Here is a 24,930-nt window from a genome sequence, read left to right on the forward strand (position 1 = left end):
ACAAAAGTGATGAATACCAAAAATTGTTTAAAAACATTTGGCCTTATAATTTTATTAATCCTTACCATATCTTGCGGTAAAGATGATGTTGAAAGTGCTGTTCTAGAGCCTCAACCAACAGAACCCGTAACAGTAGACCCCTGTGATGACCCTTGTGCCAATCCAAATCAATGCCCTGGTCAATGTGAAAACACAGCCACAGGATTGAATCGCGAAGCTTTTATACCAGAGGGTACCGTGACAGAAACAGCTGATGGCTACAAGGTAGAAGGCAAACTAACTATCCCCATTGATTCTATTGGTGAAGTGATTTTTGATAATGCAGATATCGATGTTTCTTTTAACGATGACGGCACACTTCAAAGTTTAGTCGGAAATGTTGAAGTTCCTCCTTTGGAAAATTATTTTCAATTTGCCCAACCCTTGCAGGCTGAAGTTGGTTTCTTTTCAGGGAAATTCTTAAACGATAACCGAAACTATGAAATAGTACTAAAAGATGATAGGCACTATTTTGTATTTAATATTCAAGCTAATTTAGAATTGAATATTGGGGTTAATAACGATCCAAATGCGACGAAGCCACTTTCCATAAGCCCAGGAAGCGCAGGTGTTGCGTTGATAACTGACTACACCGATCCCATGTTCTTTTTCTCTATTGGTGGAGGCATTGCCGGAGGCGATGGCAACGATAATGGTGACAATAATAACGGCGATAATAACAACAGTAATGATAGTGACGGTCGACTATTAGGAGTAAGTTTTGGCGGTTCTTTTGGAGGTAATATCGTTTATGAGCCTACAAATCCTGTTGATGACGTCGTAAGTTTTGGCGCTAAAACCGTGGTAGGTGGTTCTGCTTCTTTTTTCAAAATAATTGAGATGAGCGGGCTATTGTATGAAAACAAAGGGTTTAGCATTGATGCTGATTTACAAGACCCCTTATCTTCTGATATTGGGGTAGGCTATCGCTCTGGTTTCAATGGAAAGATGGACCTTGCGCTTGAAATTAATTCGTTTATATCCTTTGGGTTTCCCATAGCCTCAGGAAGTGCCGCTGTAGTCGCGGAAGCTTCCACCAATAATGGTGTAGTAGCCAGGGCGTTTATAAACGGAGATGTAGACCCCGACCTATCATGGTATCCTGATTTTATTCCCATTAAACCAGATGGCAGTTTGAGTGCAGATGGCTATGTCAACCAAGATGGAGTTTTTGATATTGGTGTTGACGGAAGCTTTAGTGTTGAAACGCCAAACAACCAACAGGGCATCGAGGGATCTATGCGTTTTTCCAATCCTGCTTTTGAAATTGGCGGTAAATACATCAAGAACAATCAAGAATGGTCCGTAAGTGCAGCCATAACAAAAGACGAAAGTGAAGTAGTAGTAAGCGCACCGACCAATTTTGTTGCTGGCTTGGATGTTGAAATCTCCCAAAGAATTGACTCTACTTTAGTCGTTGCCCAAGATGCCCTTGCCAACTTGGAACAAGCCACCGCAGATTACGAGTTTGAATTGAGCCTTCGGGGTCTAAGACAAGTTCTGCCAACAATAATTACAACAGCACTAAATACAATTGATGAAGAAGTAGCAAAAGGAATAGCCGAGGGCCGTAGTAGGGCACGATCAGAACTTGATGATCGTAATAGGGTACTTTGTGGCGACAATATCCCTGCTATAGTTAATGGTATTGTTGATCGATATAGAGTTGCATTGGTCCGTATGAGAAATGCCGTAAACGATACCAGCGATAATGATCAGACCAGAACAGAATTGGAAGCTGCTTTGCGTCAATTGGCCAGTTTGAATCGTGTTAATGAAACCGTTACTGCTGAGATAAGCAGTGATTGGAGACTAACAGGATGCATCATTCCTTTAACAACAAACACCAATGTTGATTTGAACTTTGAAGTATTAACGAATGAACAAGTCAACCAATTGAATCTGGCTGCGGACAATGTTAAATTCATTGCAGAAACCAGTGATATTTTGATTAGCGCACAAGCTATTTTCGATGCCATTCCCACACAAGAAATATTGGATCGCTTAGATCAATTAAAACAAGACATCAGCACTCAGGTCAAAACCTATTCAGATTTTGCAGGAGTTGGGTTTGTTAAGAATCATAATACTGAAGCTTTCACCTTTTTTATAGAACAAGGTGGTGAAAGAAGAAACGTGGCAAATTTTAATCCATTTGACCCAGATGCCATCATAGAACTATTGGTACCTGACTTATAACCTACAGTTTTGAGTTAGTTGAAATCAAAAAGCCCCTAAAGACGAATTAGGGGCTTTTCATTTCTAAATTTTTCGTTTTTAAAAGGTTCTGTTTTTATAACTAATTTTAGTACGTAAACCAACTGATATGAAAACCTCCATATTCCTATTTATCATTTTATTCAGTTTTTGTTTTTGTATTAGTGCACAGGAAAATCAAAAGCTCGATAGTCTGCTTTCAGTATACAAGCAATTACCTAATGATACCTCAAAGGTCTTTATTTTAGGCGAGCTCTATGATGAAGTCATTACCAAAGATGTCGATAAGGCTAGAGCCTATGCCATGGAACAACTAAACTTGTCAAAAAAAATAGGCTTTAAAATGGGTATGGCCAATGCATATTTTGATTTAGGTGATTATTACAAAAATCGAAGTCATATTGATTCCGCAAGTTTAAACTATAATATGGCCTTGGACATTTTTAAAAGTGAAGGCAGTCTTCGAGATGAAATAAAACTCAATTATGCATTATCCAATATACAATTTGAAAAGGGGGAATACGATAAAGCACTTGATATTTCACTTAAAAATCTAAAAAAGAGGGAAGTTCTGAAAGATTCGCTCGGCTTGGCCATCGAATATAACTTTGTAGGAGGGCTTTATGAATATAAGGGAGAAGGCAAAAAAGCCTATGAATATATTTTTAAAGCATTGTCTATTTATGATAAAATAGACAAACCATTGCGTAAGGCAGATGCTTTAAACGGGCTGGGCTCTTTAGAAGGAAGTTATGGGGAATATGAAAAATCCAACGAATACACCTTACAAGCTTTAGAAATTTATAGAGCCCATGATGACAAATTATATCAAGCTGTTACCTGCAATGCGGTCGGTCAGAATTATATCGACCTTAAGGATTATGAAGAAGCCAAAAAATATTTAAAAGAAAGTATTGCCCTGTCCAAAGAAGTAAAGAATTCCATGCTTGAAGGTGGTGCATCAAGAAACATGGGGCGGGCGTATGCCGCTGAAGAAAATTATGAGGATGCTATTTTTTGGATGGAAAAAGCGGTCAAAATCCATCGAGAAACTACAAGACCTGTACCAGTGATTAGATCCTTGTTCTATTTGGGGAAAGCATACAATGCAAATGGACAATATGCAAACGGATTAGAAACTTTCAATGAATGCATGGAGCTTGCGAAGGTGTCTGCAAACTCTCCAGGGTTTTTGTTTTCAATTCATAGAGAAAGGGCTCAGTCCCAGGAAGGGTTGAAGAATTATCCCCATGCCCTCACAGAGTTTAAAGAATATAAAAGATTAAGCGACACTGTTTTTGAACAAAACAAAATCAAACAAATAGAAGAGCTCCGAACTATTTATGATACTGAGAAAAAAGAACAACAAATAGTTCTCCAAGACAAAGAAATCACTGTTTTAGAACAAAAAGCGGAAATTAGTAGCCTTCAGAAAATACTTTTAGGTGGATTACTGGTTCTATCTCTATTTGGGTTTTACGGTATCCGGCAAAAATTAAAGCGTAACAAACTCGAAAAGGAAAAGGTAGATGCAGAACTCGCCTTTAAAAAGAAAGAACTCACTACCCACGCCCTGAATCTTGCTCGTAAAAACGAGGTCCTGGAAAGTCTAAAACAAAAGGCCCAAGAGCTCAAAGAAAATGAGGAATCAAAAAAAGGCTATCAGCAATTGATCAGAACCATCAATTTTGATTTACAGGATGATAACAATTGGGAAAACTTTTCGCGCTATTTTGAAGAAGTCCATAAAGACTTTAACAGCAATGTTAAAACAAAATATCCCCAGGTGACCTCAAATGAACTTCGTTTATTGGCCCTTTTAAAGATGAATTTGTCCTCCAAAGAGATTGCCAATATCTTAAATATTTCGGCCGAAGGAATAAAAAAAGCCCGCTACCGTCTTCGTAAAAAATTGGATATTACAACAGAAGACTCTCTTCAAGATTTAGTGCTAAGCCTTTAGTAAATTTCTGTCAGTTCGAGTGCGCTACCATGAAGTAGCGCGTATCGAGAACTCAGCAAAATCCATATTCCTATACTTTTTTATACGATTTTATATAAAAAATCACTCAAAGTGACGTTTACACTTATTCCGCCGACCCCATTAAAAATAGACGCTCAGAACGCAGTCCACCAATTGTCCCCGAACTAATTTCAAGGTGTCCACCTATTGTCCACCCTAGTTTTTTCATTCCTCAAAACCAGCACTTTAGGTTTGTGGTGTCATTGGAAATCTATATGAAATCCTGACAATCAGTTTTGTGGTCTTGCTCGGCTAAGGGCTGCAGACCGTTACCGAGTGAGTCGCACAAAGCAGACAATCAAGTTTAACCCACAAAACAAAAAGTAATGAAGACAAATTTTAAATTAGCCAGTAGATTCTTAGTGGTATTGGTATTTATCATAGCCATATCCTGTAGTAAAGATGAGACAACCAACCCACCTGAAGTTGCAGATACCGATCAAGACGGTGTTATTGACTCAAACGATGATTGCCCCAACGAGGCCGGACCCTCAAGTAACAATGGTTGCCCTGTAGAACCCCTTTCCATTGCACAAGTAGTAGCCTTGGGCGAAAATTTTGAAGATGTGCCCCAAACACCACAAGAGACAACTTTAAGCGAAGAAGAGCCTTTCGATGATGATTTTTATAGAGAAGACGAAGGTGAAGAACCCTCCACCGAACGTTTTATATGTACTAAAAGAACTGTAAGTATTGAAGACGGCAGTGACGATTTTTTTCTTTTCGACCCAAATTCATCGGTCATTTACCCCGGTAACCTAATCCAAGGAAAAACCATAGATGATGCCACTCCGGAATCCATTCCTTTACTCAGGGGCGGTGGCGTTATCTCTTATAATGTTATTGATGGCAATCTAAATGCCAGCCAACCCGTAGAAACCATTTCTTTAAGTGCGGTGCGTACTGCCCAAAATGCCATTATTGCCGGAGCTACCGGAGCGGTACCGGCCAGTTTTAACTTGAGTGTGGAATCTGTACAATCCAGAAGGGAACTAGCTTTAAAATTAGGGGTCAAATTTGAGACCTTTAACGCTAAATTATCTGGTCAGTTTGACCTGAATACCTCTAATCAATCCAACTACGTTGTGGTAAAACTTACCCAACGTTTTTACACCATGGATGTAGATGAACCCACCAGTTCGGAAGCCTTTTTCGACCCAAGTGTCACAGCAGAAGAACTAGCGCAATATATACAACCCGATAATCCTGCGGCCTATATTTCATCGGTTACTTATGGCAGAGTGTTTTATATGCTTTTTGAATCTACCTCATCTACTACTGAGATGATGAGCAAGCTAGATTTAGGCTATAGTACCCTAGGCAGTAGCGCTTCCGGCAGTGTTGACTATAGTGCCTTCAACAGCCTACAAGAATTAAAACTACAGGTCATTGCCTATGGGGGCAATGCAGAAGAAACATTGGAAGCAGTAGGGAATTTTACAACTAACCAAAGTATTGGGGATTTTGTGGCCAACTTAGGTAAAAGCGGTGATATAGAAACTGGGCTCCCTTTATCGTATGTTTTAAAAAGTGTAAAAAGACGTTCAGATATTGTGGGCACCAATCTCTCTACAGAGTTTGATGTGGTCGATTGTGAACTAAAAGGTGTTGTGCCGCCCCTTCTATATGCGGACCTTGATGGTCTTTTTGAAGACGGTATTGGAGCAATGTTGAATATTTCAGAATCCCATGTTTTAATCTTTAATAAAGCTGGTGACACTTACGCATGGTTTAATGGCGAGTTACCTGGAGTCTATAAATCCGGCACAGGTGAGGATGCGCAACCGATATTCTTTGCGGTAAATGAAAACAATTCGGAATTGCCTTTGGGTCCTTTAGGAAATGTACCCGTGGGAACTGTAGGTGCTGCGGTGGATTTTTCGCCAAACGTAGTCTATATCTATAACAATACAGGTAACCTTTGTAATATAGCAACGGTAAACCCGGCAAACATTCCCAACACCACTTTGCCAAGTGAAGTAGTTGTTACTTATTCTGTAAATAATGGTGCGGGCCCAGGAGAGGACCCAACGATTTTCAATGTTTTTGATATATTCAGCAGCAATAGTAGTGGCTCTTTTTTATTGAACAACGGAATTGGCGCCGCCGTGGGCGTTGGCTACCCTAATATGGCATTTTTTGACCGTGGAGGAACGCAATATCAAAGATATGATTCAGATAATGGTGGGCAATTTAGAGGCCTTACAGACTCTACAGAATGGTTTTTTGGAGCAACAACCAATGTTGGGGGCATATTATTCGAAAATGTAGGCGCCGCAACAACATTTACCAATGGTAACTCTACAAAATTCCTATTTGTAAATGAAGACAGCTCAGAAATCATGGAATGGATATCAGGTGACCTCATCTTTAGTGGCCCATGGGTCATCAATTAAGTTGAATTTGAGTTCGTTCAAAAACAAAAGCCTCGGGAACCACTCCGAGGCTTTTAAAATAAAATCAAAACCAACCTAAACACATGAATTAACTAATTCATATTTTTTAAAAGATAAAAAACCTTTTCATAACAATTTGTACTTAAAACAACCGACAAAATAAAAACCCTACCTTTTTTTTCATTTATTTTGAAAAAAATCTCTCTTTGAAACAAATTATATTTCAACAACTTAAAAATGAGTTAATTACAGCTGGCAACAAAAAAGGACATCCCTTCCGTTTTTTTTCTTTGGCCTCTATGGACAATCATAACAATCTGCAACAACGCACTGTTGTCTTACGCAAGGTCAGTGATGAGTTAGAGCTTTATTTTTATACGGACAAACGTTCTAATAAGGTCGCTCAATTAACTGCGAATCAAAAAACTTCAACGCTCTTTTACCACCCAGAAAAATTATTACAGCTTCAAATACAAGGAATTTCTAGTCTTTTAAGGGATGAAAAGCAAGTACAACAATTGTGGAGTGAAATTCCATTGAATTCAAGAAAAGATTATGCTACAAAACGTAGCCCTGGAAGTACCATAGCTAACCATGAAGAGATTGATTATTTAATAGAAGAAAACAATTTTTGCGTTATCAAAATTGTTCCCAAAGTGATTGAATACTTGAGATTGGGTAATCCTAACCATGTTAGAATTAAATATACAAAAGACAACAATAAATGGAAAGGCCAGTTTTTAGTGCCTTAGAACTAAAAATTCATTGACCAGAGGATTTAAAGCTTGCGTTAATGATGACACTAAAGATTCACCAAATTCTAAATACAATTCAGAAAAGTTGAGCTGTCGTTCTTGTAGGGATTGGTTTGGAAAAAGTTCATTTTGAATTTCAGTTATTCGACGTACCTGATCTTTTAATTTTCGCTTTTGAGCTTTCAACAAGCGTTTTTCTAAAGCGTCAAGACCATTTTTTTGTTTAATCTCTTGCGCTTTCACTGCCCCTAAAAATGATTCATCAGTCTGTTCTGCTAAATCATATAGTGTCTTGAACTGCTCTTCTAGATGAGTCTTTTGACGTGAAAAATCAATATCGATATTTGATATTTTTCGAATCTTTTTATTGATTAAAGAAGTCTGTTTTAAAAAAAGGTCATCAAGCCGTAAATCCATTTTTTCAACTTTAGCAGCTAGTTTTTTAGAAATAACCAATGCAGAGTTACGCAATAAAAGCATCGGAAAAGTTACGTTCAACGTTTCAAAATAACTTTTAAGTTCGAGCCAATAGGCTAACTCTCCTCCCCCTCCAATATAACAAAGGTTAGGCAATATGACTTCTTGATAAAGCGGTCTCGCAATGACATTTGGGGAAAATCGTTCAGGATGGATCTCTAATTCTTTTTCTAATTGCGTCTTGGAAAATTGAAGATCAGTTTCATTTACTAAATAAGCCCCATTTTCCTCAATAATTCGCTCTCGAAGACCATCCTTTAGGTAGAAATAATTAATCTCCCTAGGGTTAACTTGAATCTTATAATCTTCTGAAATTGATTGTAATGCTATATTAGATTCAGAAACTTTTTGAAAAGGAACCTTCTCAAAGATATCTTTCTTCGCAAACGGAATTAAAAGACGCTTTAATGTCGCGTCATCGCCATCTACAATAACCAATCCGCGAGCTCCAAAAAGTTCATTTGCTAAATATCTAGTAGCATCCGTCAAATTTGAATGTTCTAAGTATGCTTTTTGAAAAAGTTTTTTTAGAGATTTAGCAGTGTTAGTGGTACCTAATTGAGCCGAAAAAACTTCAAAAACAGCTGACAATCCTTTGGTATCCATTCTTCCGACAGCCCCTTTGACATCTGCGTTCCATTGAATCTTTCTACCATTAAAATTAAAATAGTTGATTTCATCAAAATCATGATCCTCCGTCGCCATCCAATAAACTGGAACAAATTCATAATCTGGATGTTTGGTCTTAAGCCTTTCGGTTAAGTTAATTGTAGAAATTATTTTATATAAAAAATAAAGAGGGCCGGTAAATAGGTTTAGTTGATGCCCAGTAACGATACTAAAGGTGTTGGGATGCTTTAAATTTTCAATATTCTGATGGGTAAGCTCAGACTTCTCAAAATTGCCATATTGCGCTTGTAAAGCATTTGCCAAAATCGCTCGTTTATCGGAATCAAAGTTTTCACTTTTCTCTATTAACTGAGCTTCAAAGTTTTCAATGTGCGGAAAGCGGTTAAAAAATGGTTTGAGGGTCTCTTTTTCATCTAAATAGTCACATATAAGATTAGAAAAATATCCGGTTTCCCTGAAAGGTATACAGTCTGTTTGCATTTAAAAATAAAAATGTGCCTAAAGATAAGCTACTTCATGATTTCACTTCCTAAAAATTCGTTAATTACATAAACCCAGATTTTATTATTAGCTTTGATTTTGCGCTCAAACCAGACATTTATGACCAAGTTTTTACTCTCCGTTTTTCTAATATCGGTTACTTTTTTAACTGCTCAAAACTTAAAATCGCCCTCTGAATTTCTTTGGTATGAATTAGGTACCCAATTCACAAGGCATCATGAGGTAGTTGATTACTATGAATACCTTGCTGAAATGGACATGGCTAGGGTAAAGCTTATAGAATATGGTCAAACCAATGAAAGAAGGCCACTATTATTGGCCTTTGTTTCTACAGCAGAAAACATTCAAAATTTAGATACTATTCGTGAAGAACATTTGAAGTCCACAAAAGGTGAAAGCGATGCAAATAAATCTATTGTTTGGCTAAGCTATAATGTTCATGGTAATGAAAGTGTGAGTACAGAAGCTTCAATGAAGACTATATATGATTTGCTTACCAGTAAAAGTTCGTATTTAGAGAACACAGTTGTAATCATTGATCCCTGCGTAAACCCAGATGGTCGCGATAGGTATATCAACTGGTATAACCAAAATAAGAACACTCCTTTTCAAATAGACCCCAATAGCAAGGAACATCATGAAGGATGGTTAAGTGGTCGTAGCAATCATTATATGTTCGATTTAAATCGTGATTGGGCATGGTTGACACAAGTTGAAAGCCAGCAGAGACTTAAAGTATACAATAAATGGTTGCCCCATGTACATGTAGATTTTCATGAACAGGGTGTAAACGACCCTTATTATTTTGCTCCTGCGGCAGAGCCTTATCATGAGGTCATAACCAATTTTCAGCGAGATTTTCAAAAAACCATCGGTAAAAATCATGCTAAGTACTTCGATGCCAACGGATGGTTTTACTTTACCAAAGAACGGTTCGATTTGTTTTATCCTAGCTACGGGGATACGTACCCTACTTATAATGGAGGTATTGGAATGACTTATGAACAAGGAGGTAGCGGTCGGGCTGGCCTTGGGGTGATTATCGGAAACGGCGACACCCTAACCCTTAGTGATAGAATTGCCCACCACCATACCACTGGACTATCTACAATAGAAGTTGCCAGTAAAAATGTTGACAAATTGAATATGGAATTCAAAAAATTCTATCGGACCAAAAACTTTAGGTATAAGAGCTATGTTTTAAATGGAAATGCAGATAACATCAAAGCACTTGAAGAATTGCTCGGTAAGCATGAAATTGTATTTGGTCGGGCAACAAATGGCACTGTAAAGGGATATCACTACCAATCTGGTACAACAAGTAGTTTAAAAACTGATGAAAAAACCCTAGTAGTTTCAACTAATCAGCCTAAGGGCACCATGGTAAAGGTTTTATTTGAACCCAATGCCAAACTTAGTGATTCATTGACCTATGACATTACTGCATGGTCCCTACCCTATGCATATGGCTTAGATGCAATGGCTACCTCAACAATAGTAAATACTGCTCAAACCGCTATAACAGCTAACAATTATAAATTAAATCCTTCTTACGCATTTGTAACGGATTGGGACAGTATGACTGATGCCAAGTTTTTATCCGATTTATTAAAAAATGATATTCAGGTTAGAACCAGTTATTCTCCTTTTGCATTAGAAGGTAAAAACTATCAAAGAGGTAGTTTAATTATTACCAAATCAGATAATGAAGAGCATAAAGATTTTTTGAACACTCTTAGTACCATTTCTAAAAAACACTCGAAGGATTTATCTTCGGTTAGTAGTGGTTTTGTTGATTCTGGCAAAGATTTCGGTTCCTCATATGTTCAAATGATTAAAAAACCAAAAGTTGCCATTCTTTCTGGTGGTCCAACCTCAACCTTACGATTTGGGGAAGTTTGGCACTTTTTTGAAAAACAGCTACAGTACCCTCTGACCGTTATCGATGAAAAATATGCAAATAGGATTGATATGGATGAATATGATGTACTGATATTACCAGGAGGTAGCTATTCTAGCTATTTTGATGAAGATAAATTGAAAAACTTAAAAGAGTGGGTTCAAAATGGAGGGAAATTAATTGCTATGGGCGGAGCCATAGATGGAATAGATGGTGAAAACGGCTTCGGTATTGAGAAAAAAGAGAATAAAAAAGAGACCTCTGAAACTTCACTAATGCCTTATGAAAATGCGCAACGAGAACGTATGAAGAATGCTATTACAGGAGCAATTTTCAAAGTGAAAATTGACAATACACATCCATTAGCTTATGGTTATGATTCGCAATACTTTACCTTAAAATTAGGAAATGAAGCTTTTAAATATCTTGATAATGGCAATGTTGCTTATTTAGAGAGCAATTCTAAACCAATTGCTGGTTTTGCAGGAAGTGAAGCACAAAAGAATATTCAAAAATCGTTGGTATTTGGAGCTGAAGGTTTTGGAAGAGGTCAAGTTATTTATATGGTTGACAACCCTCTTTTTCGAGGATTTTGGGAAAATGGAAAACTCTTTTTTGCCAACGCGCTATTTATGGTGAATTAAATAACTAAGTTAATGCTTAACGCAGTACACCATATCGCAATAATTTGTTCAGATTATGAAAAATCTAAAACATTTTACACCACCATCTTGGGTTTAGAAATTTTAAGAGAAACCTATAGAGAAAGTCGGGATTCTTATAAATTAGATTTAGCATTAAATGGAGAATATGTAATTGAGCTTTTCTCTTTTCCTAATCCTCCAAAAAGAACATCAAGACCCGAAGGTTGTGGACTTAGACACTTAGCTTTTAAAGTCGGGGATATCAAAAAGGTAATAAGGAAGCTTAATACCAATAACGTGACCACAGAACCAATTCGTATTGACGAATTTACGAATAAAAAATTCACATTTTTTAGCGACCCAGATGATTTGCCTTTAGAGATATATGAAATATAGCTTATTCTAGCCTCATTTCTCTATTTTTTAACATAGAAATACCGCTATTTCATTTAACTTTAAATTAATTTTTAGATATCATGATATTATCAACTAAAAGAAATTTTATTTCAATATTATCTGTTTTTATCCTTTTTGTAACATGTTTAAGCTTTTCAAATGCTTTTGCATTTCAAGAACTACAAAACGATTTTAAACAATACAAAGGAAAAATCGTCGAAAAAAACTCTAATAAAGAAATGGTATTTGCCACGATTTCGCTCGAAGGCACGAACATTTCTACCGTTTCAAATACTGAGGGAGAATTTTTACTTAAAGTACCATTATCAATAAAAGAAGGTATTGTTTCTTTCTCTTTTTTAGGGCATACCACAAAAAAAATTCCCTTAAATGAGCTCGACAAAAAAAACAATAAAATTGAGCTGGAAATTTCTATTACTAAATTGGCAGAAGTAAATATCAACGCACCAAAAGATGCAGAAGCATTAATTCGTGAAGTATTGAGCAAAAGAGGTGAAAATTATTTTAATGACCCTACCTTAATGACAGCTTTTTACCGTGAGACCATTAAAAAGCGAAGACGTAATGTATCACTTTCCGAGGCTGTTGTAAACATACACAAATCCTCCTATGCATCAAGTAAAAAAGATGCTGTCCAACTTTATAAAGCACGAAAAAGTACTGACTATAGTAAATTGGATACAGTTGCCCTAAAACTTCAAGGCGGGCCTTTTAACACTTTATATATAGATATTATGAAATATCCTGAATACATCTTTAAAGAAGGTTCTGTAGATCAATATAGTTTTAGTTTTGACAGGTCAACACTAATCAATGACCGCCAGATTTATGTTATTGATTTTAAACAATTAAAGAGTATTCGTGAGCCATTATATGAGGGTAAACTTTATATTGATGTGGAAAACAAAACCTTGACCAGCGCCGTTTATAAGCTGAACATTACTAATCGTGGGCTCGCTTCACGCCTATTTGTTCGTAAAAAGCCAGCAAAAGTTGATGTTTGGCCAACAGAAGTGGCATATAGAGTTGATTACAGAAATAAAAATGGGAAATGGTATTACGGCTATAGTAATGTACTTTTAGAATTCAAAGTGGACTGGGATGATAAATTATTTAACTCGGTTTATAGCATGACTGCCGAGATGGCTATTACTGATTGGAAAAAGAATGATGAAGGAATTAATTTAAAAGCCAAAGAGAAAATTAAAAAGTCAATAATTTTAAGCGATGAAGCAATTGGATTTTCTGATCCAGATTTTTGGGGGGAATATAACATTATAGAGCCTGAAAAGTCCATTGAATCTGCTATTAGAAAGATTCAGCGCCAACTTAAGCGCGGAAAAAATATACAAGGTGCGGCAGCGCGATAAATAAATTAAAAGAAAAATCCCCTTTCGGGGATTTTTTTATGTCTTGTATTCTAAAATGGTCTTTCGAATAATTGCCAAACAATCCAGTAATTGTTCTTTTGTCATGACCAATGGCGGTGCGAAACGAATAATATTCCCATGGGTAGGTTTTGCCAGTAATCCATTTTCTTTTAAAGCAACACAAATATTCCAGGCTGTTGAACTGTCTTCTGTATCATTAATGACGATGGCGTTTAAAAGACCTTTTCCCCGAACTAAACGAACCAAAGGACTTTCTTCAATTAGTTTTTGCATTTCGCTTCTAAACAATTCTCCTAATTGATATGCATTCTCTGCAAGCTCTTCATCCTTCACAACTTCCAATGCTGCCATGGCAACGGCACATGCTAATGGATTGCCTCCAAAAGTGGAACCGTGATTACCAGGTCGAATGACTTCCATGACATCATCATTTGCTAAAACGGCAGAAACTGGAAAAACACCGCCTGAAATTGCTTTTCCTAAAATCAATACATCAGGTTTTACATCTGGCTTACTGGAGCAATTTTTATCGGGACAAGAACAATTACCACAAGTTGCCAATAGGCGTCCAGTTCTGGCAATACCAGTTTGCACTTCATCAGCTATAAAAAGTACATTCTTTGATTTACATAAATCAAATGCTTCTTTTATATAATTTTCATCAGGAACGTAAACCCCTGCTTCGCCTTGAATGGGCTCTACCATAAACGCAGCTACGTTCTCATCCTTCAAAGCCTCTGTTAGTGCATTGATATCGTTATACCTGATTGAAATCATACCCGGTGTGAAAGGACCAAAATTCTCTGTGGCAATAGGATCATTCGATGCCGAAATAATTGAAATAGTACGACCATGAAAATTATTTTGACATACAATAATTTTAGCCTGATTCGTAGGAATCCCTTTCTTTTCATATCCCCATTTTCGAGCCAATTTCAAAGCGGTTTCTACGGCTTCGGCACCAGTGTTCATTGGCAGTAATTTATCAAAACCAAAGAATTCAGTGGCGTACTTCTCGTACTTCCCCAGCATATCATTATAAAACGCACGTGAAGTCAAGGTCAGGTTTTCAGCTTGATTTTTCAGTGCATCGATAATTTTTGGGTGACAATGCCCCTGGTTTACCGCAGAATAGGCCGAAAGAAAATCATAATATTTTTTTCCTTCAACATCCCATACGTAAACACCTTCTCCTTTACTGAGCACCACAGGTAAAGGGTGGTAATTTTGTGCTCCGTACTTGTTTTCTAAATCTATCGCTTCATGCGACATTAATCGTTCTAAAACAGCCATTTTAAACAGTTTTTAAAATTTATAAAATAACCATTCCTGCAATACCTTTATCCTTTCGAAGTCTCGAAAATTCAGCGTGGGAGAGAAATCATCCCTAGTAGAGCTGCTAAATTAATAATTATTTATAAATACTTAATCGTTAATTAGTGCTTGTCACTTTATTTATTGTTCAAAACGGAAACCTGTAACTCTAAACGTTTTAATTCTCTTAGAATGTCATTTTTATCCATCTGCATCCATACATATAGCTTTAACATTCCCATAAAAATCATACATAAAAATCCTCCGCTGGCCCATTTTATAAGTTCGTTAGTTTCAGTGGTATTAAAAAATGATATGATACAATAAATAAACAGGCCAAAAAAAACAAGGTGAACTATGTTCATTATAATAGCCAACCAACCCAGTTTTCCTCGATATACTTCGCCAATTTTTCCTAAAAGGTTTTGCTCCTTTAAATCATCATAATACTTAGCTTCCTCTTTTGAAAGTGCTTCTTTTATTAAATCATCTATTTTTTCTAAATCTTTACTCATAATTCTATTTTTTTAATATTAATTTCATCTTTTCACGTGCTCTGAAAAGACGGGTCTTTACTGTGCTTATGCTTACATTGGTTATTGCACTTATCTCTTTTAAACTATATTCTTCCAAATAAAACAGTTTAAGTACTATTCGCTGGTCTACTGGTAGCTCGGTAATAGCATTTAACGCTAATCGAATTTGTTGGTCACGAGTATCAACCGTATTTAAACCAATTGTTTTGTCCACCCAATACTCTTCATTGAATTCTCTAAAAACCTTTTTCTCTCTTTTTATATCATCTAGGGCTTTTCGACTAGCAATAGTCATGACCCAACTACCAAAACGGTTGGCATCCCTTAATGAATGAATTTTAGTGATTACGGTGCGCCATGTCTCTTGAGTTACATCTTTTGCTGATTCCCAGTCATTGTTATATCTATAAGCCTGTACACATATTTTTTTATTCCAACGCTTGAACAAAAGCGCCAAGGCTTTCTTGTCACCTGTTTGATAAGAAATCACCAGTAATGCATCTAATGTTTTATTCGGATTCCCCATAGTTTACATAATATAGACCATCTAAAGTCAAAAAGGTTCCCGGTTCAAAAAAATTCCCTATTGTTTTAAGAATAAAATAGATTAAAAACTACCTATTTTTGCCGGATGCGAAGAAAGAACAATAGACAAGTATTTGAGCAATTAGAAGTTACAGATGCGGGGGCCAAAGGAAAAACAATTGCCAAAGCCCCAGACGGTAGAGTGATATTTCTTTCAAATGCTGTACCAGGCGATATTGTTGATATTCAGACGACAAAAAAACGAAAAGCCTATTTTGAAGGCACTGCAACTAAATTTCATCAACTATCCGACAAACGAACTGAACCGTTGTGTGAACATTTTGGGGTATGTGGAGGCTGCAAATGGCAACATATGGCCTACGAACACCAACTCTATTATAAGCAGAGAGAGGTAGAAAATAATCTTTTGCGCATTGGACAAATTGAATTGCCTGTACCCTTACCCATATTAGGTTCTAAAAAACACTATTTCTATCGCAATAAAATGGAGTTTTCATTTTCAGACAGTCGTTGGCTGACCTTAGATGAAATTAATTCAGATGAACAAATAATAGATAAAAATGCTCTTGGATTTCATATCCCTGGGATGTGGGACAAGATCTTAGATGTAAAAAAGTGTCATTTGCAACAAGATCCTTCCAATGCTATTAGAATAGCGGTTAAGTCATTCGCGGAAAAAAACAACATGCAATTCTTTAACCCTAGAAAGCAAGAGGGATTGCTCCGCACTATGATGATTAGAACAACATCGATTGGTGAAATTATGGTAGTGGTTCAATTTTATCAAGACCATAAAGAAAAAAGGGAACTTTTGCTAAACCATTTAAATGTGGTTTTTCCAGAAATTACCTCCTTGCAATATCTTATTAACAAAAAGCAAAACGATACCTTTTATGATCGGGAAATCATCTGCTTTACCGGAAGAGATCACATTTTTGAAGAAATGGAAGGACTACAATTCAAAATCAATGCAAAGTCATTCTATCAAACTAATTCTGAACAGGCATACGCACTTTATAAGATTACCAGAGACTTTGCAAATTTGAAGGGCACTGAATTGGTATATGATTTATATACAGGCACCGGCACCATTGCACAATTTATAGCTAAAAAAGCAAAAAAGGTAATTGGTATTGAGTCCGTACCCGAAGCTATTAATGATGCCAAAGAAAATGCAGAACGTAATGGTATTAAAAATGTGCAGTTTTTTGTGGGAGATATGAAAACTGTTTTTGACGACACTTTCATTAACGAAAATGGAAAACCAGATGTAATCATAACAGATCCACCTAGAGATGGAATGCATAAATTAGTTGTTGAACAATTGTTAAAAGTTGCGCCAAAACAAATCGTTTATGTAAGTTGCAATAGCGCAACTCAAGCGAGAGACCTTGCATTTATGAATGATGCTTACGTAGTTACCAAAACTCAAGCTGTGGATATGTTTCCACAAACTCATCATGTTGAAAATATCGTACTTTTAACCAGGCGGTTATGACATTAAAAAGAACAATGAAAAGAATTTTTCCAGTTTTATTGATAGCCGTCATTGTCTCTTATTTTTCGTCTTGTGAGAAAGATGATATTTGTGTCGAGGGTGACACTCCTTTTCTTGTAATTGGTTTTTATGACGCTGCCTCTGAGGAAGAGGAAGATGTATTTAAATCAGTCCCTTCGCTTAGAATAAGGGCTATTGACAATGATAGTATTTATAGTAAAACTACCGCACCTGTTTTCACAGACCGATCTACGGTTTCAGATTCTGTTCTTGTTCCACTGCGTATTGATGCGTCAACCACAACTTTTGAATTTATTATAAATTCAGATGATAACGATGAAGACATAGAAACTGGAACAATCGATTCGTTAACTTTTAGCTATTCGGTAGATAGTGAATATATATCTAGAGCTTGCGGATTTATTCCAAATTTTAATGCTTTAGATACCACTAGACAAGTCTATACAACAGATTGGATAAAAAGGATTTCTATAGTCAATGAAAATGTTGAACGATCAAATACTATTCATGTCAAGATATTTCATTAATATTTTTTCTTTGCTCATATTGACTTTTGGTTTTTCTCAAGAAGACGATTCTGCAGATTCACAAACCATTGACTCAATTAAATACCAACAAAAGTATGGTCTAAGAGTGGGTATTGACTTGAGTAGGCCAACACTTTCTTTTCTTATTGATGGTTATACTGGCTTTGAAATAGTTGGTGATTATAGATTGACGGAGGACCTATATATAGCAGTAGAATTAGGCAATGAAGAGAAAACACAAGATGAAGATGTAGAACAATCTGTACTTTATGAATACACAACATCTGGTAGTTATATAAAATTAGGTGTAGACAAAAACACCTACCAAAACTGGTTTGGCATGAGCAATCAGATTACCATAGGCGGCCGATATGCTTTTAGCAGTTTTAGTCAGAACTTGAACAATTTTTCGTACTTCGATAGCAATCGATTTTTTAGTCCAGATGGTTTTGTTTTGGGAAGTGACGAATCTATAGAATTTGAAAATCTAAACGCCTCATGGTTAGAGTTTGTACTTGGATTAAAAGCTGAAGTAGTTTCAAATATTTATGTGGGCATGAGTGTTAGATTGGCACATCTATTAGGTAATAATGAACCCGATAATTTTCGAAATCTTTGGATACCAGGGTTTAATAAAGTTACTGATGAAAGTAAATGGGGTGTAGGATTCAACTATTCTTTGTCTTACTTTTTACCTTTATATAAAAAGGCAAAGAAAAAACAAAAAAAACCAAATGAAGAAACAGAATAAAGAAGGTTTTAGCTTCTTTCCTTATTCATATATTTTCCTTTTTTACTGCCCTCATAAAGCTCATACATCACTAATCTAGATTCTAGCTTGCCATTGAACACTTTTATCTTTCTTGAAGGTCTTAAGCCAACATGTTTTAAGGCTTCCAAATTAGAAGTAATGAACCAGGCATTCGTCCCTGCATAATCTCTTTTAAGCGAATCACCAATTTTACTATAGAACTCGTCAACATTAATATTTAAACGTTCACCGTATGGTGGATTAAAAACAATATGTAACTTACTTTCAATTGGTTTTAAAGTTTTAAAGAAGTCTTTTCTCTCTATAGATATATATTCCGAAAGATTTGCATTTTTTATATTTTCCTGTGCCTTTCGGACAGCAGAAGGAGCTTTGTCAAAACCAATGATTTTATGGCGGAACTCTCGAGTTTGATTCAGCCGAGATTCCATAATTTTTTGGAATAAATCTTCATCAAAACTTTTCCAATTCTGAAATGAAAATGATTTTCTATTAATGTTGGCGGGTACATTACAAGCTATCATTGCTGCCTCTATCAAAAAAGTACCACTTCCACACATCGGGTCTAAAAAATCTGTTCTTCCATCCCAGCCACTCATCAGCAACAAACCAGCTGCCAACACCTCATTTATTGGTGCAATATTAGTTGCAATGCGATAGCCTCTTTGATGTAGGGAAGCACCTGAACTATCTAATGATACCGTACAATTATTATCATAAATATGAATATTGATTTTAACGTCTGGTTCTCTAGTATTTACACTTGGTCTTTGGCGTTCTATGTCACGAAATTTATCGACTAAAGCATCTTTAGCACGTTGCGAAACAAAAAGAGAATTGTTAAACACTTTAGAATTTAGTGTTGTATCAAACGCAAATGACATGGAACTATCAAAAAAATCAGGCCAATCCATATTGTACAACTCTCTATAGAGTTGCTTTTCATTAAAAACTTTAAAGTTCTCTATAGGCTTTAAAACCTTCAATGCTGTGCGTAAAGAAAGATTTGCTTTATACATAAAACCGGTATCGCCTTCAAAAGTTACATTTCTGACTCCTTCACGTACATTACTCGCTCCTAGGTTTCTAAGTTCCTTAGCCAAGATAGGTTCGAACCCATATAAAGTTTTGGCTAACATTTTAAAATTCTGCTCCATATTTCACAAAAGTGTTCTCCAAAAATAGGCTAATTTTACACCTTATACTCAGTAACCAATAAATACCCTATCAATGGTTTACACTCTACCCATTTTAGCAGTGGTAGCAAGTTTTATATTTGTTTTTTTTGCAAAAACTAAAAGTCAAAAAAACATAAAATTGCTATTGGCTTTTAGCGGTGCCTTTCTTCTTGCGCTTAGTTTTTTTGAGTTACTACCAAAAGTTTATACAAATAGTGATTCAAAAACTATTGCTGTTTTTATTCTGGCGGGAATTCTTCTTCAAGTTTTTCTAGAATTCTTTTCAAAAGGCGCTGAACATGGTCACGTACATATTGATCTAAAAGCTAACTCATTTCCTATTGTACTCTTTTTAAGTCTTTCATTACATGCTCTTATTGAGGGTGTTCCTATCTCAGATGACAACAATATTTTATATGGCATTTTGGTACATAAAATACCGGTAGCTATTATTCTATCTATATTTTTAATAAACTCAAGATTAAATATTGGCTTAAGTATTCTCTTTGTTTCCATGTTTGCCCTCATGACCCCATTGGGCAGTTTTTTAAGTGTAAAATCCAGTTTCATTCAGGAATATAGCAATCAAATCACCGCAGTGGCCATAGGGGTATTTTTTCATATATCTACCGTAGTGCTTTTTGAGAGTTCACAAGGCCATAGCTTTAATTTAAGAAAGCTAATAGTAATTGTTCTTGGGATTGTTATTGCCTACTTTTTGTAGATACGAGTAATATGATTTTCAAACAAAGCCTTTTGTTCTAATATTAGAGTATATTTTTCAAACTCTTTTATGGCACTTTTGTCTCTGGTATTGGTAAGAATAAAGCCATCAGGATTATGACATAAAAAAGATTCCAATTCTATGAACTTATCAGTCACTTCAAAAACCCTATTAAAATTAATTGGAAAAGCACTATCAATTCTTTGATAAACTATGATTTTTGATTCTGAGTTAACTATTTTTAATGCCATTGAAACTGGGCTCTTAGCTGTCAGAGTTGGATAGATAATACCAAATAGACAAAGTCCCGTTAAAGTCCAGCTACCTGCAATTGACAGAAATGTCTTTTTTAAATCAGCCTTTCCATAAAAATAAAAGGCAACGATAGTGCCTATCGTGGTTATAACCAATAACAATGAGATAAAACGAACTTCAAAGAATTGATTCTCTAAGGTTAAAGCAATAAAACCAGCTATTGGTATGACCGATGAAATCAATATCAGAGCCGCCAAGCTTATTGTAGTCGACTTTGATTTTGATTTTTTTTTTGACAATCGGTATAAATAATTTCCAATTAAAACTCCAATAAAAGGGTAACAAGGCATTGGGTAATTGGGAAGTTTGGTGCTCGCAATACTAAAGAACAATATTGTTACAGCGGTGGTGGTAAAAGAAAATAAAAGAAAATTGTTCTGGCTTCTAAGCTTCCAAGCATTATCAAATCCTTGAATAATAAAAACCGAAAATGGTAGCATGCCTAAAATAACAAAGAGCGGAGTTATGAAAAACAGTCCACCATGTCCCTCTTTCTCAGAACTAAAACGAGAAATATTATGGTCAAAAAGGAATCCTTTTGTCCATTCGCCATCAGTTGCGCCATGTACTAAATAGTACCAAGGTGTAGCAATTACTAATACTATTGCCAAACCTATAAATGGACGAAACTGAAAAATAGTCTTAAAGGAAAAGTTATTTGAAAAAATTAAAAAAGCTGGAATAATTAATCCTGGTAAAACTAGGGCGATAGGTCCTTTAGTCAATATCCCAAATCCTATAGCAGCATATGCAAACCAAAGCCATTTTTTTGATTTGGATTTGTAAAAATGGAAAAATGAAAATAAAGATGCTGAAATGAAGAATATAAGATAAGGATCCGGTACGGCAAGATGAAACTCTTGAACAAAAAATAAAGATGACAAAAGAATTAAAGTTACTATCCAGGCTTCTTTATTGTCACTGTATTTTCGAACTGATAAAAATGTAATCAATATCGTCAAGGCACCAAAAAGTCCTGAAAAAAAACGAGCACCAAAAGCATTGATACCAAATACTTTATAGCCAAGTATCATAAAAAAATAGTGCAATGGCGGCTTATCAGTTCGTAGTTGCCCATTAAAGTAGGGAACTATAAAGTCTTTTGAAGCCAACATTTCTCTAGCTGCCTCAGAGTTTCTCGCCTCATCTAGAATATAAATTGGGTACAGCCCAGAAAAAGATAAACATATTAAAATTGAGAATATGAAGACAATCCAAGGACTCTTCCGGTTAATTAATTTCATAGCTAAGTGTAAAATAACAATCAAAACAATTGCCTAAGCGCATTTTGTGTTTCTTTGATAGCACCTCGAAAATCAATTCTGATTTGTTTGGTATGCCACTGTTTTGGATACTTTTTCACTACTAAATAGGCAATTATCGAAGAGAATGTGCCGAATAACATCCCAAAGTATACATCGGCATACCAATGTTGGAAAAGATATATTCTTGAAAAACCAACTGTTAGACCAACACAGAGTAAAACCCAGGATGCAACTCTATTCCTTGCTAGCAAGGCAAAAAAGGAAACGAGAAAGAAAATAGTTGCTGTATGACCTGAGGGAAAAGTATTTACATATCTCATTTTGAGTCCTTCAATCATAACTACAGAATCCAATAAACCATTCATTCTAAAAAATAAATATGGTCTTAATTCTCCAGCAAACAAGCCTTTCTTAAGCAATAAAACAATCACTACTTGTGTAATAAACCCTAATAGAAAAACGGCTAACCATTTCAGTCTAAAAAGTAAAACTAAAAATATGACAAAGGCGACTGTAATTGCATTGCCCAAGGCACTTGACTTAGCAAAAAAAACGTCGAAAAAAGGAGTTCTTGAGGTATTTACTACTACCATCAAGTCAAGTTTAGAGATAAAAAGAAATGGCATGAGTAAAAAGAAGGCAACAAAAAATGGTAGTAATCTATTCTTTATTATTTGCATACGAACAGCTTTGCAAACAAAATTATTTCACCTTTTACAATTTTGTTAAACTTCACTATTATTACTTTATCAAGTAATGATTTTAATATAGTAAACTAAAGTTTAAGTTAACTTCTACATAGTACTATATTAAATTTTTGATAATACTCAATTAGACAGTTCGTTATTAATTAATAACCAATGGGATATGGCCCCACCTAATACAAATAGGTGCCAAATAAAGTGATTATATGGTATCCTTCTTAACGCATAGAAAAGAATCCCAATAGTATAAAATGCTCCCCCGAGTCCTAAGAAAAATAGACCTTGAGATGAAATGTGCTCCATCAAGTAACTTAGATCCAATACTATCAACCAGCCCATGATCCCATATAGTACCAAAGAAAATACTTCAAATTGTCCTGTAAAGAAAAGCTTTAAAATAGTTCCAAAAATAGCTATTCCCCATACTAAATATAGCAGTGGTATTCCATTGGAATCTTCTAATATATATAAGCAAACCGGAGTGTAAGTTCCAGCAATCAGATAATAAATACTAATATGGTCCAAAATCCTTAATTGCTGTTTTTTAAAAGGATTAGTAACAGCATGATATAATGTTGAGGCTGTGAAAAGCAAAATTAGTGATAGGCAATATATGGTTAGACCAAATTTAAAGTGGATTTCAGAACTATTTATAATGAAGTATGCCCCTAAAACCGCCAATATAATTCCTAGTCCATGGGAGTAGGTATTCAGTTTTTCTTCTAATATAATTTGGGGATGTTTAGCATTCAAAATAGACTATTTGTAACGTTTTCCATGTTTAATGACTATATCAACATCTTGAAGCAAGCTGATATACCGCAAGACATCTCCTTTTACAGCAATTATATCAGCATATTTCCCTGGAGTAACAGTTCCAACTTCATCAGCAACTCCCATCCAAAGTGATGGCCAATATGTTGCTCCGCGAATCGCATACATAGGGTCTATTCCAAATTCATTTACCCAAACATCAAGTTCATGCCATGTAGATTGGCTGTGGAACTTCATTGGGATACCGCTATCCGTACCAATCATTAATACTACACCTGCATCCAACAATTGGTTGATTTTGGTTTCCAATGTTGGTTTTCTTGAAGGCATCAATTGAAAGTAAGGTAGTCTATCTGGGTGTTGAACGCTATTTTTAATATCCACAATAACACTATCTGGTAATCCCAGATGCCATGAATCATCGTCAACAAACTCTAAGTTATCTCGATTGTATTCAAAATTATACAATACTTCAACTGTTGGACACCAAAACAAAGGTCCTTGGCTCATATCGGCCGTACGTTCTTTTATGAGGGTCATAACATCATCTGGATATCTGGGAGCAGATGACAGCCCTGTATGTTCAAAACAATCCACACCTACCTCTAACCCTCTTCTAATCTCTTCAGGTCGATGGCTATGTGCAACAACTTTCAAATTATTCTTATGGGCTTCATCTACAACTGCTCTTACTTCATCCATTGTCATTTGGTCATGATCAATCAATTTAATGACATCAACTCCCGCGGTAGCCAACTTTTTCACTTTTCTTCTACCATCCTCAGGGCTATTAACTCCCCATCTCGAGTTTTCCGTTCCAGGATACGGTTTATGCTGAATAAAAGGCCCTGAAACATACAAAGTCGCCCCAGGAATATCCCCGTTGTTAACAGCATCACGTACTGCAATACTTGCCTCCAAAGGAGCACCCAAATCTCTAGCACTAGTTACCCCTGCCATTAAGAGTTGTTGCACAGATGCCGGCATAATTACATCTTTCCAAAGCGGTTGGTATACTTTATCCCAATATCCATAGTTAGAATGACCCACTAGTTTCGTGTGAACATGCATATCCCAAAGGCCAGGTAAAACCGACATTCCTTCTGTAGATATTACTTCTGCATTTTCCGGAATTTCCAGTGTATTAATGGTTCCAACTTCTTTAATTTTATCATCTTCAATAATAATCACACTATTCTTTATGGGTGTTGACCCATAACCATCTATAAGGGTACCACCTACCAATACTTTCGTATTGTTTTGGGCAAATACATAACAACTTAATAACAGGCTTACTACTTGGGCAGCTTTTTTCATGGTCGGTAGTTTAACTTAAAGATAGGTATATCTTTAAAAACTACGGAAA

Annotated in this window: 20 protein-coding genes; 11 read left to right on the forward strand and 9 right to left on the reverse strand. The window is 35.8% G+C overall.

Annotation, left to right across the window (positions count from 1 at the left end):
- The first annotated feature begins 9 nt into the window (after positions 1-9).
- The 4 genes from RM706_RS16160 (at position 10) to RM706_RS16175 (ending at position 7,427) form a co-directional block, all read left to right on the forward strand.
- Entirely contained in the window at positions 10-2,238 is a 2,229-nt protein-coding gene (locus RM706_RS16160; protein ID WP_311353310.1) for a hypothetical protein, read from the forward strand.
- A 127-nt stretch (positions 2,239-2,365) separates the two neighbouring features.
- Positions 2,366-4,219, forward strand: a complete 1,854-nt coding sequence (locus RM706_RS16165) for a tetratricopeptide repeat protein (protein ID WP_311353311.1) — start codon at positions 2,366-2,368, stop codon at positions 4,217-4,219.
- A 386-nt stretch (positions 4,220-4,605) separates the two neighbouring features.
- Positions 4,606-6,675, forward strand: coding sequence for a thiol-activated cytolysin family protein (locus RM706_RS16170; RefSeq protein WP_311353312.1), 2,070 nt, complete (start codon positions 4,606-4,608; stop codon positions 6,673-6,675).
- A 206-nt stretch (positions 6,676-6,881) separates the two neighbouring features.
- Complete coding sequence (locus RM706_RS16175) at positions 6,882-7,427, forward strand: pyridoxamine 5'-phosphate oxidase family protein (protein WP_311353313.1); 546 nt, start codon at positions 6,882-6,884, stop codon at positions 7,425-7,427.
- On the opposite strand, the gene bshC is transcribed toward RM706_RS16175, so the two are convergent.
- On the reverse strand, positions 7,416-9,017 hold the full coding sequence (bshC, locus tag RM706_RS16180) for a bacillithiol biosynthesis cysteine-adding enzyme BshC (RefSeq protein WP_311353314.1): 1,602 nt from the start codon (positions 9,015-9,017) through the stop codon (positions 7,416-7,418). The genes RM706_RS16175 and bshC overlap by 12 nt on opposite strands.
- A 120-nt stretch (positions 9,018-9,137) precedes the next feature.
- On the opposite strand from bshC, the gene RM706_RS16185 reads away from it, so the two are divergent.
- The 3 genes from RM706_RS16185 (at position 9,138) to RM706_RS16195 (ending at position 13,369) form a co-directional block, all read left to right on the forward strand.
- Positions 9,138-11,582: a M14 family metallopeptidase gene (locus tag RM706_RS16185; protein ID WP_311353315.1), complete on the forward strand. Its 2,445-nt coding sequence runs from the start codon at positions 9,138-9,140 to the stop codon at positions 11,580-11,582.
- A 12-nt stretch (positions 11,583-11,594) separates the two neighbouring features.
- On the forward strand, positions 11,595-11,978 hold the full coding sequence (gloA2, locus tag RM706_RS16190) for an SMU1112c/YaeR family gloxylase I-like metalloprotein (protein WP_311353316.1): 384 nt from the start codon (positions 11,595-11,597) through the stop codon (positions 11,976-11,978).
- Positions 11,979-12,058: 80 nt separating this feature from the next.
- Positions 12,059-13,369 carry a carboxypeptidase-like regulatory domain-containing protein gene (locus RM706_RS16195; RefSeq protein ID WP_311353317.1) on the forward strand — a complete coding sequence of 437 codons (1,311 nt, stop codon included), beginning with the start codon at positions 12,059-12,061 and terminating at the stop codon, positions 13,367-13,369.
- Positions 13,370-13,405: 36 nt separating this feature from the next.
- On the opposite strand, the gene rocD is transcribed toward RM706_RS16195, so the two are convergent.
- From rocD to RM706_RS16210, 3 genes are all read right to left on the reverse strand, one after another.
- Complete coding sequence (gene rocD / locus RM706_RS16200; protein WP_311353318.1) at positions 13,406-14,683, reverse strand: ornithine--oxo-acid transaminase; 1,278 nt, start codon at positions 14,681-14,683, stop codon at positions 13,406-13,408.
- A 158-nt stretch (positions 14,684-14,841) separates the two neighbouring features.
- The gene (locus tag RM706_RS16205; RefSeq protein ID WP_311353319.1) at positions 14,842-15,219 is read right to left on the reverse strand and encodes a DUF6768 family protein; all 378 of its coding nucleotides are present in this window, start codon (positions 15,217-15,219) and stop codon (positions 14,842-14,844) included.
- A gap of 4 nt (positions 15,220-15,223) precedes the next feature.
- Positions 15,224-15,766, reverse strand: a complete 543-nt coding sequence (locus RM706_RS16210; RefSeq protein ID WP_311353320.1) for an RNA polymerase sigma factor — start codon at positions 15,764-15,766, stop codon at positions 15,224-15,226.
- A gap of 105 nt (positions 15,767-15,871) precedes the next feature.
- Between RM706_RS16210 and rlmD the strand changes: the two genes are divergently transcribed.
- Genes rlmD through RM706_RS16225 form a run of 3 tightly spaced genes read left to right on the forward strand, consistent with a single transcriptional unit; the run spans position 15,872 to position 18,583 of the window.
- Positions 15,872-17,284 carry a 23S rRNA (uracil(1939)-C(5))-methyltransferase RlmD gene (gene rlmD / locus RM706_RS16215; protein ID WP_311353321.1) on the forward strand — a complete coding sequence of 471 codons (1,413 nt, stop codon included), beginning with the start codon at positions 15,872-15,874 and terminating at the stop codon, positions 17,282-17,284.
- Between the two features lie 14 nt (positions 17,285-17,298).
- On the forward strand, positions 17,299-17,832 hold the full coding sequence (locus RM706_RS16220) for a DUF6452 family protein (protein ID WP_311353322.1): 534 nt from the start codon (positions 17,299-17,301) through the stop codon (positions 17,830-17,832).
- Positions 17,813-18,583 (forward strand): DUF6048 family protein, encoded by a 771-nt coding sequence (locus tag RM706_RS16225; protein WP_311353323.1) that lies wholly within the window; start codon positions 17,813-17,815, stop codon positions 18,581-18,583. The genes RM706_RS16220 and RM706_RS16225 overlap by 20 nt, the downstream gene beginning before the upstream one ends.
- A gap of 8 nt (positions 18,584-18,591) precedes the next feature.
- Here RM706_RS16225 and RM706_RS16230 read toward each other — a convergent pair whose 3' ends face one another.
- Positions 18,592-19,761 (reverse strand): THUMP domain-containing class I SAM-dependent RNA methyltransferase, encoded by a 1,170-nt coding sequence (locus RM706_RS16230; RefSeq protein ID WP_311353324.1) that lies wholly within the window; start codon positions 19,759-19,761, stop codon positions 18,592-18,594.
- 73 nt (positions 19,762-19,834) lie between these two features.
- Between RM706_RS16230 and RM706_RS16235 the strand changes: the two genes are divergently transcribed.
- Positions 19,835-20,506: a ZIP family metal transporter gene (locus tag RM706_RS16235; RefSeq protein ID WP_311353325.1), complete on the forward strand. Its 672-nt coding sequence runs from the start codon at positions 19,835-19,837 to the stop codon at positions 20,504-20,506.
- Here RM706_RS16235 and RM706_RS16240 read toward each other — a convergent pair.
- From RM706_RS16240 to RM706_RS16255, 4 genes are all read right to left on the reverse strand, one after another.
- Positions 20,494-22,065 (reverse strand): ArnT family glycosyltransferase, encoded by a 1,572-nt coding sequence (locus RM706_RS16240; RefSeq protein WP_311353326.1) that lies wholly within the window; start codon positions 22,063-22,065, stop codon positions 20,494-20,496. The two genes, RM706_RS16235 and RM706_RS16240, sit on opposite strands and share 13 nt — an antisense overlap.
- A gap of 20 nt (positions 22,066-22,085) precedes the next feature.
- On the reverse strand, positions 22,086-22,766 hold the full coding sequence (locus tag RM706_RS16245; RefSeq protein ID WP_311353327.1) for a phosphatase PAP2 family protein: 681 nt from the start codon (positions 22,764-22,766) through the stop codon (positions 22,086-22,088).
- Positions 22,767-22,913: 147 nt separating this feature from the next.
- Positions 22,914-23,543: a PAQR family membrane homeostasis protein TrhA gene (trhA, locus tag RM706_RS16250; protein WP_311353328.1), complete on the reverse strand. Its 630-nt coding sequence runs from the start codon at positions 23,541-23,543 to the stop codon at positions 22,914-22,916.
- A 6-nt stretch (positions 23,544-23,549) separates the two neighbouring features.
- Complete coding sequence (locus RM706_RS16255; RefSeq protein WP_311353329.1) at positions 23,550-24,881, reverse strand: amidohydrolase family protein; 1,332 nt, start codon at positions 24,879-24,881, stop codon at positions 23,550-23,552.
- Between the last annotated feature and the right edge of the window lie 49 nt (positions 24,882-24,930).

The sequence above is a fragment of the Croceitalea rosinachiae genome, assembly GCF_031846445.1.
Taxonomy (GTDB): domain Bacteria; phylum Bacteroidota; class Bacteroidia; order Flavobacteriales; family Flavobacteriaceae; genus Croceitalea; species Croceitalea rosinachiae.